The 14137-nt window shown below is 37.7% G+C and carries 13 protein-coding genes; 8 read left to right on the top strand and 5 right to left on the bottom strand.

The features are described from left to right. Positions 1-66: 66 nt before the first annotated feature. A complete protein-coding gene (locus FLEMA_RS73645; RefSeq protein ID WP_044173395.1) occupies positions 67-501 on the top strand; it encodes a hypothetical protein in 435 nt (144 codons plus the stop codon). Here FLEMA_RS73645 and FLEMA_RS73640 read toward each other — a convergent pair. Both FLEMA_RS73640 and FLEMA_RS73635 read right to left on the bottom strand, forming a co-directional pair. Next, a complete protein-coding gene (locus FLEMA_RS73640) occupies positions 476-1234 on the bottom strand; it encodes a glycosyltransferase family 2 protein (RefSeq protein WP_044173393.1) in 759 nt (252 codons plus the stop codon). The two genes, FLEMA_RS73645 and FLEMA_RS73640, sit on opposite strands and share 26 nt — an antisense overlap. A 6-nt stretch (positions 1235-1240) precedes the next feature. Next, positions 1241-2506, bottom strand: coding sequence for a glycosyltransferase family 4 protein (locus FLEMA_RS73635; protein ID WP_044173391.1), 1266 nt, complete (start codon positions 2504-2506; stop codon positions 1241-1243). Positions 2507-3071: 565 nt separating this feature from the next. Here FLEMA_RS73635 and FLEMA_RS0151185 point away from each other — a divergent pair. The 7 genes from FLEMA_RS0151185 (at position 3072) to FLEMA_RS0151140 (ending at position 9857) form a co-directional block, all read left to right on the top strand. Further along, a complete protein-coding gene (locus tag FLEMA_RS0151185; protein WP_026997969.1) occupies positions 3072-4016 on the top strand; it encodes a 3-oxoacyl-ACP synthase III family protein in 945 nt (314 codons plus the stop codon). Positions 4017-4299: 283 nt separating this feature from the next. Beyond that, positions 4300-6054 (top strand): phospho-sugar mutase, encoded by a 1755-nt coding sequence (locus tag FLEMA_RS0151180; protein ID WP_026997135.1) that lies wholly within the window; start codon positions 4300-4302, stop codon positions 6052-6054. Between the two features lie 202 nt (positions 6055-6256). Next, entirely contained in the window at positions 6257-6787 is a 531-nt protein-coding gene (locus tag FLEMA_RS0151170; RefSeq protein WP_026997134.1) for a hypothetical protein, read from the top strand. A 229-nt stretch (positions 6788-7016) separates the two neighbouring features. After that, entirely contained in the window at positions 7017-7736 is a 720-nt protein-coding gene (locus tag FLEMA_RS0151155) for a LolA family protein (RefSeq protein WP_044173389.1), read from the top strand. Beyond that, positions 7717-8139 (top strand): membrane protein insertion efficiency factor YidD, encoded by a 423-nt coding sequence (gene yidD, locus FLEMA_RS76305; protein ID WP_052354242.1) that lies wholly within the window; start codon positions 7717-7719, stop codon positions 8137-8139. The genes FLEMA_RS0151155 and yidD overlap by 20 nt, the downstream gene beginning before the upstream one ends. Before the next feature lie 4 nt (positions 8140-8143). Then, a complete protein-coding gene (locus FLEMA_RS73625) occupies positions 8144-9046 on the top strand; it encodes a tetratricopeptide repeat protein (RefSeq protein WP_144080151.1) in 903 nt (300 codons plus the stop codon). A 37-nt stretch (positions 9047-9083) separates the two neighbouring features. Continuing rightward, the gene (locus FLEMA_RS0151140) at positions 9084-9857 is read left to right on the top strand and encodes a hypothetical protein (protein ID WP_026997131.1); all 774 of its coding nucleotides are present in this window, start codon (positions 9084-9086) and stop codon (positions 9855-9857) included. A gap of 60 nt (positions 9858-9917) precedes the next feature. Here FLEMA_RS0151140 and FLEMA_RS73620 read toward each other — a convergent pair whose 3' ends face one another. The 3 genes from FLEMA_RS73620 to FLEMA_RS73610 form a co-directional block, all read right to left on the bottom strand. Beyond that, on the bottom strand, positions 9918-10376 hold the full coding sequence (locus tag FLEMA_RS73620; RefSeq protein WP_044173384.1) for a TM2 domain-containing protein: 459 nt from the start codon (positions 10374-10376) through the stop codon (positions 9918-9920). A 324-nt stretch (positions 10377-10700) separates the two neighbouring features. Beyond that, the gene (locus FLEMA_RS73615) at positions 10701-12302 is read right to left on the bottom strand and encodes a peptide chain release factor 3 (RefSeq protein ID WP_044173383.1); all 1602 of its coding nucleotides are present in this window, start codon (positions 12300-12302) and stop codon (positions 10701-10703) included. A gap of 249 nt (positions 12303-12551) precedes the next feature. Then, positions 12552-14033, bottom strand: coding sequence for an APC family permease (locus tag FLEMA_RS73610; RefSeq protein WP_044173381.1), 1482 nt, complete (start codon positions 14031-14033; stop codon positions 12552-12554). Between the last annotated feature and the right edge of the window lie 104 nt (positions 14034-14137).

Genomic DNA, 14137 nt, shown 5'->3' with positions numbered 1-14137 from the left:
GTAAGCTGGAACGAAAACTACTGTATTTATAGGTTTACTTTAGGATTTTCTCAATCACAAAACCCTATGCGACTTTTCCACTCCGAATCCGAAATTGAATCCTTAATCGAAAAATTCAATACTTGTACCTTACCTCTTGAGGCTTGGACACACGAGGCTCATTTGGCAATGGGCGTTTGGTATTTGCGTCAGTACAATCTGACGCAGGCAATGCTGTTGGTTCGACAAAGAATTATTTTATTCAATAGCTCGGTGGGTGGGGTTGTGAGTTTTGAGAGGGGCTACCACGAAACCCTCACGTGGTTTTGGTTGAAAACGGTAGACGCTTTCTTGGATAGATTTGGGCGAGAGAAGGCACTACTCGAAACTTGCAATGCCTTTTTGGGTAGTGAATTTGCTGAACGTGAGCGTGCTTTGTTATTTTACTCAAAAGAACTATTAATGTCTTTGGAAGCCAGAGCTTTTTTGGTATTGCCTACCAATACTTCCCTCCCTTTCTAAGCATCAGGAATACTCCTCTGACAAGTATAAGCAAATGAGACCCAATAGCCCCTAACACTCCAAAATGTTTTTGTAAAACCTTATATCTATCTATCAATGAACGCTTTAACTGCTTGTTTGAAATCCCTCCAGTAAGGTATTTAGCCACCACAAAATTTAAAAGCACGATTCCTTTGGCTTTTTTCAAACATTCGATTTCCCAATCAATGTCGGCACTTAGGTTTTCTTGCCAATATAACGGAGCAACTCTTTTACTAGCAATAAAAGCCTGATGACAAACTAACATTCCAAGATTCATATCTTGCCAAGTAAGATGATGCGGTAAACGGTGAGGTGTTACCTCCGAGCGTAATCCTTGGATATTTCCCAAATCATCTACAAAATAAGAATCGCCATACAACACGTCAGTATCATCATCTATTTGCTGATATATTTGCTCCACAGCGTGTATATCGTTGATTTCATCGCCAGCATTCATAAACCATACAAAATCGCCATTAGCTAGCTGTTGCCCTTTGTTCATGGCATCATAAAGCCCTTTGTCGGGTTCTGAAACCAGAATATTGATTCGCTCTTGGTATTTTTGGGCAATTGCCAATGTGCCATCTTTCGATTTACCATCAACAATAATATATTCAAAATCTTGGCACGTTTGAGCCAAAATACTCTGAATGGTTCTTTCTAAGAACTTTTCAGCATTGTAAGTAATGGTTATTATAGATATTTTTCTCACAAAAAATTATTTTAATAATGAATCATACAATGCCTCATAACGAGCGGCAATTACCTCTTGGGCATATTCTTGTTCGATTTTTTTGCGGGCATTTTTACATAGTTCTTCGTATTCAGTGTTATTCAAAACCCACTCAATTCCTGTAGCCAAATCACTTTCAGACTGATAATTAGCCAAGTAACCTGTTGACCGATGCTCTATCATTTCGGGAATTCCTCCAGTATCAAAACCTACCACAGGTGTACCACAGGCCATTGCCTCCATAATTGTATTGGGCAAATTCTCTTCCAACGATGGAATCACAAAAACACTTGCAGCCGAATACGCTTCGGCTATTACCTGTAGGCTGGTTAGTCGTCCTAATACCCTAACGCCGCATGGCAAATGCTCAAAGTCTTCGGCGTTGGCTTGCCCAAAAACCAATAATTCTACGGTATTTTTCCATGCTGGGTTATGCTCGATTATCTGTTGAATAGCTTTCTCGAAATAGGCAAACCCTTTTCGGGCATCGCTGATTTTCATGGCTGCAAACAAAATATATTGCTTATTGGGCAATAATGAAAGGCGTTGTTTGGCTTCATGCTTGGGTATTGGGCAAAACAATTGGGTATTAATTGGGTTAGGAATCGACAATACTCTTACGTTTTTCAAAAGCGAACTTGTTCGAGCTTTCTGAGCCAACCATTCGCTACAGGTTACTACAGTAAGGTTCATTTGTGGAAAAAGCTGAGCTTTTTGCTCCCAAACCTTTCTGGATAAATCTGTATCGGCTGGGTTTTTCAAAAAAAGTGCACAATTGCCGCAAGCTTGTTGGTAGTTGTGACATTCGCCACTGTAATGACAACCACCCGTAAAAGCCCACATATCGTGCAAAGTCCAGACAAAAGGTTTATTTAAACGAGCTAATTGCTGGATAGATTGTAAGGATAAAAAACCAAAATTAATCCAATGCAAATGTAAAATATCACTTTGATAAACAAGTGGTTCATGGCTTATATCTGTACCTATTTGGGCTTGAGAAAATACAAATCGAACAGCTTTTGATTTTTCGTATAGGGCAAATTGGTAACGGTCGACTGCAAAACGAGCTAAAGCCCATTTTTGGGTAAACCAATTATTGGCAATCGAAAAGACATTATCCTCCTTTCCTTTTTTGTCTTGTACAAGCATTTTGGCATCAACGCCATGCTGCATTAATGCTGTATGTAAGCGAGACGCAGCAATGGATGCTCCGCCAAAAGTATCGAAGGTACTCAGAATAGTTACTTTCACAGAATATGGAAGAAATAGTGATTTCAGAACACAAATATGCCATAAGAATTGCAAAAATGATAATATTCGGTCGTTGTCAATCAGGATATATCGTCAAATAAAGATTAACAAAGCCTATTTGGTCTATCTAATTACCTAGGGTTTAAGTCTTTAATTTGATTCTTATTAAGATTTTAGTAATATTGTGCCGTCTTTCTGACATTTATAAGTTTTATCCAAAAAACATCAAAATAATACAAAAAACTATAGTACTTTTAAAAGTATAAATTACATTTTTCTAATATTTTCTTGTACTATGCCAAAACATTAATTTCCTTTGTATTAAATTTCAATCCCTAAAATAAGTTTTTTATTAAACTTTGATTTGTGATTGATAAAAACCACCAATAGTTATTAGGTATTGTATCTATGTTTTGTGGTAAAAACCACTGAAGCATCTTATATTTTACAAAATCTAAAGAGGATAGTTATCTTGAAGATTTGGCAAAAGGCAACAGCGTAGTGCTGGCCTAGCAACTAAATGTTGGTAGTATTATCAAATTTCAATATCCTAAACTAACACGTAATGTTCATTAACGCAATTGCAAGCTACCTGCCCGAACAAGTCATTACAAATGCCTATTTTGAAGAACTTAATGGTTTGACTGACGAATGGATAAGTGAGAGAACAGGAATTCGTGAGCGTCGTAAAGCATCTGCTGAAGAAAACACCCATACAATGGCATTGGAAGCAGCAAAAAAAATTACTGATACTTTACCTTACGACATTTCTGAAGTTGATTTAATTGTAGGTGCTACCTATACACCACACGATAATATATTTACCTTGGCTCATGCGGTTCAAAACGCTTTGAATATCTCTGAAATACCTGTAGTAACCATTTCGTCGGCGTGTTCTTCTTTGCTTAATGCCATCGAAATTGTACAAGGGTATTTTGCCATGAACAAAGCAAGCAAAGCCCTAGTGGTGGTTTCGGAACATAATACAGCCTACAACAACGAAGACGACACCAAAGCTGGCCACTTATGGGGCGATGGTGCTGCGGTGATTTCGATTGCTAAAGACAAAACTGGCGATGTCAACTGGGAAATCAAAGACCTTATTACAGGTGGTGCTGCCAATGTAGGTAAGGCATCGGAAGGTGTAACCCTCAAGCCCCTTCAAAAAGGCTTGATTATGCCTTATGGTAAAGATGTGTTCATCAATGCTTGTACTTATATGCCAAAAGTAAGCAAGCAAGTAATGGAAAAAAATGGGCTGACTGTCGATGATATAGCTTATGTGATTCCGCATCAGGCCAATTTGCGTATTACCAAAAATGTAGCAGGTACTTTGGGAATTACCGAAGACAAAATGGTATCGAATATTCAATACCTTGGTAATACAGGTTGTGCCGGTTGTGCTATTGCCCTAGACGAAAAGAAAAGTACTTTCAAAAAAGGAGAAAGAATTATTGTTACTGTTTTTGGCGGTGGCTATTCGCATGGTGCAATGCTTGTCGAAATTTAAGCAAGCCTCCTAATAGTTTAATGCCTTTTTTGTGATAAAGTTTTTTTAAAAACATTTATATTTTTTCAAAATTTTATCCTAAATACTAAACCACTAGCTACTCTAGTGGTTTTTTTATTGGACAAAAGAAAGACATATTGGTCTTTTTGACCTAAATTATTTAACGGGAATTAGCAAGTTCAGAATAATTTTTATATTTGCTTTACTGTCAATTATGAAAAAAAGATAGACAACCTTTGTGCAAAATAATTATTTCAAATATTCTCAAATTTAACTTAAAACTATGTCAACAGGTTTAGACGCTCTTACCCAAAAAAATATTGATGCATGGCTATCAGGTAACTATGATGAGGACACAAAAGCAAAAATCCAATCGCTTTTGGACGAAGGAAAAGAAACAGAACTTACTGACTCTTTTTACAAAGCATTAGAATTCGGAACAGGTGGTATGAGAGGGGAAATGGGTGTGGGTTCAAACCGAATGAACAAATATACTGTCGGAGCTGCTACGCAAGGGTTCACTAATTACCTTAAAAAAAGCCTGCCCGACAAAGAAATTAAAGTGGCTATTGCCCACGACTCTCGTAATAACTCTCCTTATTTTGCCCGTATTTGTGCCGATATTTTCTCGGCCAATGGCATCAAAGTATATTTATTTTCGGCTTTACGCCCAACCCCTGAATTATCATTTGCGGTACGCCATTTGGGCTGCGATGCTGGCTTGGTAATCACTGCTTCGCACAACCCTCGTGAATACAATGGTTATAAAGCTTATTGGAGCGATGGCTCGCAAGTAGTAGCCCCTCACGATAAAAATATCGTGGCAGAAGTAAACAATATTACTTCGGTTGATGCTATCAACTTTGTTGGGAATGAAGCCTTAATTACGCTTATCGACGAAGAAATTGACAAGGAATACCTAAAAACCATTCAGCACAATAGTATTAATCCTGATGTAATTGCTCGTCAAAAAGACCTCAAAATTGTTTATTCATCTATTCATGGTACTGGTATTACATTAGTACCAAAAGCTTTGGCTTTATTAGGCTTTGAAAATGTCAACATCGTAGAAGCTCAGGCAGAACCTAATGGCGATTTCCCGACGGTGGTATATCCAAACCCCGAAGAAACCGAAGCCATGACTTTGGCCATGAACTTGGCAAAGGATATAGATGCCGACCTAGTAATTGCTACCGACCCCGATGCCGACCGTGTAGGAGCTGCCGTAAAAAACCCTCAAGGTGAATGGGTATTGCTCAATGGTAACCAAATGGCAAGCTTGATTATTTACTATTTGTTGGGTGCATGGGAAAAAGCAGGTAAGCTCACTGGCAAAGAGTTTGTGGCCAAAACCATTGTAACAACCAATATTATCGACAAAATGTGTGAAACTAAAGGGGTAAAATGCTATAATACCCTTACTGGCTTTAAATACATTGCGGCGGTTATTCGTGAGCTAGAAGGCAAAGAACAATTCATTGGTGGCGGAGAAGAGTCGTATGGCTATTTAATTGGCGATGCCGTACGCGATAAAGACGCTGTGGCATCGTGTGCTATGATTGCCGAATTAACAGCTTACGCTAAAGATAATGGCAAGTCGTTGTTTGACTTCTTGACAGAAATGTACCAAGAAAACAACTTTTACTATGAAGGTTTGATTTCGTTGACCAAAAAAGGTAAAGCTGGTGCCGAAGAAATCCAACAAATGATGGCTAACCTTCGTGCAAATTTACCAACTTCGGTAGCTGGCTCTGAACCTGTAACGGTATTGGACTATAAAAACTTAACGTCAAAAGACCTGAAAACAGGCGATATTACAGCTATTCCAGAAGGTTTGGGAATGGAATCATCAAACGTAATTCAGTTGATTTTGGCCGATGGCTCAAAGGTTTCTGCTCGTCCATCGGGTACAGAACCCAAAATCAAATTCTATGTTTCGGTAAATGCTCCTTTGGTGAATCCAGACGACTTTAATGCAACCTTAGAAAGCCTAAAAGCAAAAGTTACGGCTATTCAAGAAGATTTAGGATTGAAATAAAATACTATATCAACTAGTATCATTGGCTACAAGGTTCTAACGTCGGTTAGGCTTTGTAGCTTTTTTTGTGTATAAATAGGTGGTCAAAAGCATTATTTTTTGCTATTCAATGCCGTTTACTCGATTTTCAATAATAATTTATCTTTTCTACAAGTTTTTAATAAACGTAAGCATTTATTAAACTTTACAATCAATTTATACAATGAAAAAACACATCCAATCTTTTTTGGTGGCATTTTTGTTAATGATTACACCTTATTTAGCATCTTCACAAGCTTTGCAACAAGGCGACAGAATCATCAATGCAGGCATAGGATTACTTGCTTTTGGAGGATATGCCAACGCCGAATTTGGGATTCAAGACAACATTGGTATTGGCCCCATGATTGGCTATACTTACTATAATGCAGGCCTATTGACAGGGTATAGTGGCAACTACAATTACGGTCAGTTGCGGGTGGGTGCCAGAGGAGCATATCACTTGGGTGATGCCCTCAGAATCAACGACAACTCGATAGACCCATACGTGGCTCTAAGTGTGGGCTTGTTGTTTGATAGAAATAACTATGTTTATAACAACCAAAACGGTCAAGTTACCTATGCCAACCGTACCCTACCGTTTTTTAATCCAAGAGCAGGTGTACGAATGCCTCTGTCCGAAAACCTTGGAGGTTATGCCGAAGTAGGTTGGGGAGGCTCATGGATACAGGCTGGCGTATCTTTTAATTTCTAACAATCTGATTTTCAAAAAACTATCATATACTAATCAGCAAGTAATGGAGTAGTACAAATCTGAATCATCAACCTCAATAATGGCCTGGTAATTAAGCATTTAGGCTCAAAACCCAGCAATTGTAATGCTCCCCTGCTAATTAATCCGAAGAAGTACTATTACATAAAACCAAATTTGCTTTCTTTTATGTATCCAAGAAAGTAAATTTGGTTTTTTATTTCCTATAACTATGTCAAAAAAAATATCATTATTTACTGTATTGAGCTTTATTGGGCTTGTATCCTCAGCCCTGATTGTATCTTCAAATAGTGTCAAGAAAATTAGCGTTAATATGGTGTCCCGCTCAAGCAAATCAGGGAAAACTGCTACCATCAAAGCCGAAATTGGGTATCAATTGGCTGGTGGTAAAATGATAAGCCATTTTACACAACCCAACGACCAATATATTATCAACAACTCTAAGGGCGAGGTTAGTATTTATGACCCTGCCAAAAATACGGTGATGCAACAGGTCAATTATATGTTTAGCACCGAAACTACTCAGTTTTTCTATTTTCTCAACAACCAAAAATCTGATTTAGGGCTTAGAGGCATGGGCTTTGTTAATAAAGCCACCAAGTTTGACAAAAATCTTATGATTAGTACTTGGCTTGCACCATCCAAACTCAGCAAAAGTATCAAGCAAGTAGAATTGGTGCATAATGGCTCAAATCCTATCTATACCAAGTATATAGATGCCAATGGGCAAGTTATGAAAAAGGTTTATTATTATAATTACCAGAATATCGGTGATATAACCTTTCCTTTGGCTATTACTCAAATAGATTTTTTCACAGCAAAAGACTCTGTTATTTCCAAAACGACCTATTCAGATGTAAAAGTGAACGAGGCCGTAAATAACAATTTGTTGAATTTTACCATTCCTAACAATGCAAAAGTGGTTAAATAAAGGCTTACTCGTGGCAATAGTAACCTTCTTGAGCAATGGCTATTTATTGGCTCAGAACCTTGATACCGATTTATCTTACTTGTCAACTAAAGATAGCGTATCTAGCACTGTTACACAGGCTAGCCCTAAAACTCAACGCTACAACCCACTGCTTTGGTTTTTCAATGGCTCTTTAACGGTTTATCAAAAGGTTATTTCACCCCAGTTTTCGGCCAATTGCCTTTACGAATTATCTTGCTCAAGATTTAGCCGAGAAGCCATCAAAGAATATGGTATTCTCAAAGGGTTGGCCCTTAGTGCCGACCGCCTTGCCCGCTGTAATCGTATTAGTGCTACTACTATTAATCCTTTCCGAATTAATCAAAAAGGCAAGGTAATAGACACGCCCAAAATGTATAAATGATAGCATGACGTATATTTTATCGAATTTCAAAACGATTCTTGTCTATTGTATAAAGCCCAATTGCTTATTGATAGCTTGGCTCATACTCGGACATACTGCTTTGGCTCAAATCAAGAAAGATAGCTTATTTTTACAATACCTATTAGAAAAAGACCAACATAGGGAAGCCCTCACGTTGCTGAGCCAGTGGCAAAGAAAATACCCTCAAAGTCTACAACAAGATTTGGACTTAAACTACTGGAAAGGTTTTTCGCATTATTCGCTTAGACAATTAGATTCGTCTACCAAGTATTTTTCGGCAGTACCCAAAAGCAGTCTTAATTATACCAAATCGTTATTTTTTGCCAGTATTTCCTATAGCTATTTACAGCGTTACAGCGAGGCCGAGCTAACTTTACAGGCAATTGCCCCCGACAGCCTTAGTACTCCTATCAAAACTTTTGAGTTGGCTGGAATAGCTTTGCTACGACGCAATCATACGGTATTTGATTCACTCAAGAAACAATTTAACGAAACCTATTACCCTTTGCAGAAGCAACAAGGTAATTTTATCGACTACCAAAAAACAATTCGGGAACAACAAAAAAAATCACCTTTAAAGGCGGCTCTTTTTTCGGCTATTATTCCTGGCTCGGGCAAAATATATGCAGGTGGGCAACTTGGGCAAGCGATTTCTACTTTTTTACAAAACACCTTGTTGGGCTTGCAGGCTTATGAAGGGCTTAGAAAAGATGGTGTTACTAGCCCAAGGTTTATTGTTTATGGTGGACTTTTTAGCCTTTTTTACCTAGGAAATATTTGGGGAAGTGCCCTTAGTGTTAAAATAAAACGACAAGAATTTAATGAGAAAGTTGACGAACAAATTCTTTTTGATATGCATATTCCTTTGCGTACAATTTTCAATTAAACTAAATGCTCAAAGGTTTCAAAAAGCCGATAGTTTATTGAAAAATAAGCAATTTGAGGAAGCCATTTTAGCATACGAACAATGTTATTTTGAATTAATAGACAACGATTCAGACAGCCTTTCGGCCGATATTAAAGCTTGGCAAAAAAATGAATGCTTGCTAAAAAAAGTGTATGGCCAAAAAGCAGCAGGACAATTTGATGAAGCTGTAAAAACCGTACAAAGGTTTGATTTCAACAACCTTTCCGATACCAGCCAATTTCTATTTCGGTACGAGGCGGTTGTTTGTACTTTTTTGGCCGATATGTATGAAGATTGCTATACCAATATTCAACAGCTCAAATACTTTGTAAAAGACAGTACCCTAACCCAAAAAGCCTTACTTTGGGAAATACTGGCTTTAACCAAACTGGCTCGATACGATGAAGCCAAGCCTTTATTGGTAGAATATGCCCAACAACATCATCTTATAGTAAATGTTGATGATGTATTTGCATTTGCTCAAAAACCTCGTTTTAGGAGTGTAAAAAAAGCTGAAACCTTAGCTACTTTTATACCTGGAGCAGGAATGCTTTATAGTGGCAATACCGCCGAAGGTGTCATTTCGCTAGTATTTCAGGCCGCAACACTCGGGTTTGGTATCTATAGTGTTGTTGATGGCTATTATTTTTCAGGATTTTTTACTGGTTTTGGTCTCTTCCAAGCCTTTTATTTTGGTGGGGTTCGGCGAAGTGGCGTATTGGTTCAACAAAAAAACGAACAACTCAAACAACGATATTATCAACAAGTAAAAAATGCTTTAGTCAAATAAAAAATGCCAAGAAATCACATTCTCGGCATTTCAATTTTTTACTGATTGAAAGTTTTCAAATTATTTTCCTCCCCACATAAAGAACTTAGGGTTATCTTCATATTTGCTGATACCTTCGTTATTTACCAAGGCAATTAACAATACAACCCAGTCAACAAACGCTACGATACCACAACCACCCAAGGTTAAGATATAGCCCACACCCGTTAGTGTAGCAGTACCCATATAGAAGCGGTGAATACCGAGTCCTCCTAAAAATGTAGCAAGAATGAATGCTACAGCGGGGTCTTTGCTAGCAGCTACCGACGATGTCGAAGCCATAGCATTACTTACCGCCATAAGGCTATTTTGCGTAGATGATTCTACGTTGGACACAGGTGTCAAGTAATTTACTTCTACACCTTGATTTAACGTTGTTTCAATAGCGGCATCATCAACAAAATACTCAGAAGTTGAAGCTAATGATTTTGTACATACTGTCATAAACAGCATTGAAGAAAGGATAACAATTTTTTTCATAATCAAAAAGAGCTTATTAAATGGATCAATATTTACTAAACAATTGCAATTTATAATTATTTTCCAAAGAATACTGTTACAATTGTTTAATACCTTTTGAACGGTTCATTCTAAATGGATGAAATACTGAGCCGATAACTCAAATTAAGGAAAAAATACAAAATAAATGCAGAATAATCAACATAAAAGATGAATACAATAATAAATCAAAGTATAGCTTTATTTTACAAACCCATTACTTCTTCTTGATATTTATCATTATCGTTTTGTTATAAAAAAAACCCTTGAATATTAACTACTCAAGAGGCTTTTTTATATTATGAATTAGGCTTCTACGGCTCTCTTAAACTCGGATGTAAAGTGGAATAATATATCTGGATTATTTTGGATATTCATTCTCAATATCCAATCAGATTCAGCTAGAAAAACATTGTTACCATCTTTATCAGTAGCTATTTGCTGACCTTTTAAGCGAATAAACTCAGCTAATTTCTTGGGGTCTTCCGATGTTATCCAACAAGCTTTGGCTATATCACGATGGTCAAAGCGACATTTGGCTCCGTATTCATGCTCAAGGCGGTACTGAATTACTTCATACTGAAGCTCTCCTACTGTACCTACAATCTTACGATTACCTAACTGGCTTTGAGTAAATAATTGGGCTACCCCTTCATCGGTAAGCTGCTCAATCCCTTTTTCGAGCTGCTTTGCCTTCATTGGGTCAAGGTTAATCAATTCCTTGAATATTTCGGGAGAAAAACTTGGAATACCTTGATAGAATAGATTTTCACCCTCGGTGAGCGTATCGCCAATTTTGAAGTTACCTGTATCGTACAAACCAATTACATCACCCGGAAAACCTTCATCAACAACCTCTTTGTCCTGAGCCATGAAATTGTAAGGGTTATTAAAACGAACATTTTTATCTAACCGAACGTGTTTATAGAATTTATTTCGTTCAAAAATACCTGAACAAATTCGCAAGAAAGCGATTCTATCACGGTGTTTGGGGTCTAAGTTGGCGTGTATTTTGAAGATAAAACCTGTAAATTTTTTCTCATCAGGCTCTACAATTCTAACGTCAGTTTGACGGCGTTGGGTACTTGGAGCTATTTCTGAGAAAGTATCCAAAAGCTCTTGTACCCCAAAGTTATTAACAGCCGAGCCAAAAAACACAGGAGCTACATTGCCCGATAGGTAGGTTGTTCGGTCAAAATCTTCATAAACGCCTTCAATCAACTCAACGTCTTCACGTAGCTGATTAGCATCTTTTTCACCTACTCTTTTATCAAGCTCTTCCGACCAAATATCTACTGCTACAACTTCTTTTTCTATTTTGGTTTTATTGGCACTAAATAAGTTCAACGATTTGTCGTAGAGATTATACACCCCTTTAAAATTTGACCCAATATTAATAGGCCAAGTAAGCGGGCGAACACTGATATTTAGTTTTTGTTCTAACTCATCCAACAAATCAAAAGGGTTTTGCCCTTCACGGTCCATTTTATTGATAAAGATAATCACAGGGGTATTCCTCATACGGCATACCTCCATCAATTTTTCGGTTTGTTCCTCAACCCCTTTTACACAGTCGATAACCAAAATCACCGAATCGACAGCAGTTAGGGTTCTGTAAGTATCCTCGGCAAAATCTTTGTGACCAGGCGTATCAAGGATATTAATTTTTACGCCATTGTACTCAAAAGTCATTACCGAAGTGGCTACCGAAATACCTCTTTGGCGTTCTATTTCCATAAAATCGGAGGTAGCTCCTTTTTTAATTTTATTTGATTTTACAGCCCCTGCCGTTTGGATTGCCCCACCAAACAAAAGTAGTTTTTCGGTAAGGGTTGTTTTACCAGCATCGGGGTGCGATATAATGCCAAAGGTTCGGCGTTTTTGTATTTCTTCGTGTATGTTTGCCATCGGAATATTCAGTAGCTTTGGGGTTGATGCCTTCAGCTAAGGTTGAATTATATATTTTTGTGCTATGTATCAGCCTAACTTAATGGGGATATGAAATTAATTTCTCACAAAATTACGCTAAAAATAATTAACTGCCACAGGTTTTAGAGAACATGAACAACAGAACGCCTAAGAATAGGGCTTTTAACAACAAAAAGTCCTCATGGTGATTACACCATGAGGACTTTCTAGTATATCTTTTACCAACTTCTATTCTCCTTTGTTGTGCAAATTACTGTGAGTACGGCTATAAGCAAAATATACTATAATACCGAGTGTACCCCAAATCAAGAATGAAATTTTTGTTTCTGTACGCAAACCCCACATTAAGTAAAGGTTACACAAAATACCACAAGTAGCAACCACTGGTAAAAATGGAGCTTTGTATGGACGCTCAATATTTGGCTCACGAACACGCAATAACCAAACAGCCCCACAAATCATAGCAAAAGCCAATAATGTACCAGAGCTACACATTTCAGATACTTTGTCGATTGGGGTTAATGCTGCCACCACCGACACAATTCCACCTACAAAAAGGGTTGATTTCCAAGGTGTTTTGTAAGTTGGGTGAATTGCCCCAAACAAGCCTCTTGGCAACAAACCGTCTTTGGCCATACCCAAGAAAATACGAGTTTGAGAAAGCATCATTACCAACATTACAGAAGTTAAACCCGCTGTAGCTGCAATAGTAACAATATACATGGCAATAGGCAAACCAGCACCTGCAAAAGCAGAAGCAACAGGAGCTTTCAAGTCAAGTGTATCGTAACGAACCATACCTGTCAATACCAAAGAAACCAAGATATATAACAATGTACAAATCAACAACGAAGCGATAATAGCAAATGGAATATCTTTGGTTGGGTTGATTGCTTCACCAGCTTGAGTAGATACAGCATCAAAACCAATATAAGCAAAAAAGATAATACTGGCCGCCGTAACTACACCATTGAAACCATAATGTACTGTACCTGAAGCATCAGTTACTGGTTCTGGAATAAATGGATGCCAGTTGGCAGTATCAACGTAAAACGCACCTACTACAATCACAAAGATTACAGCAGCTACTTTCATAATTACAATAAGGTTGTTGGTACTTGCAGCTTCTTTGATACCTTTTACCAAGATATAAGTTACTACCCATACAATCAAAAATGCTGGCAAGTTAATAGCAAAAGCAAAATCAGGAACAACTTCGCCTGCAGCTCTTAATTTTTCAGCTTTTTCGGCAGCCGTAACGGGGTCGTTTGTCAAATATATCGGTAATGAAATATTGAATAAATGGAGGAGTTTTTCAAAATAACCTGACCAAGCTACCGCTACTGTAGTAGCCCCCATCATGTATTCCAAAATAAGATTCCAGCCAATAAACCATGCAAAAAATTCACCAACAGTACCATAAGAATAGGCATAAGCCGAGCCTTCAACAGGTAATATAGATGCAAACTCAGCATAACAAAGTGCTGCAAATGTACATGCTACACCCGCCATTACAAAAGCCAATGCCAGTGCTGGCCCTGCCCAGTCGTGTGCAGCAATACCAGTCAAGGTAAAAATCCCCCCGCCGATAACTGCTCCAATACCAAGTGAAGTTAATGCCCATTTGCCCAACACCCGTTTCAACTGGTTGTTTTTCACGTCAGCGGCATACGCTTCTAGTGGTTTTTTTCGCCAAATACTGTTACTCATAAAGAAAAGGTTTTAGTTTATTTTATTGTGATTGAAGGTAATTACAGAATAGAATTTCATAAACCGCGTTTCAAGATAGTCAATATTTCGTCTTTAAACAAAAA

This window comes from Flectobacillus major DSM 103 (assembly GCF_000427405.1).
GTDB lineage: Bacteria > Bacteroidota > Bacteroidia > Cytophagales > Spirosomataceae > Flectobacillus > Flectobacillus major.
This window is presented reverse-complemented; position numbering and strand designations above follow the sequence as displayed.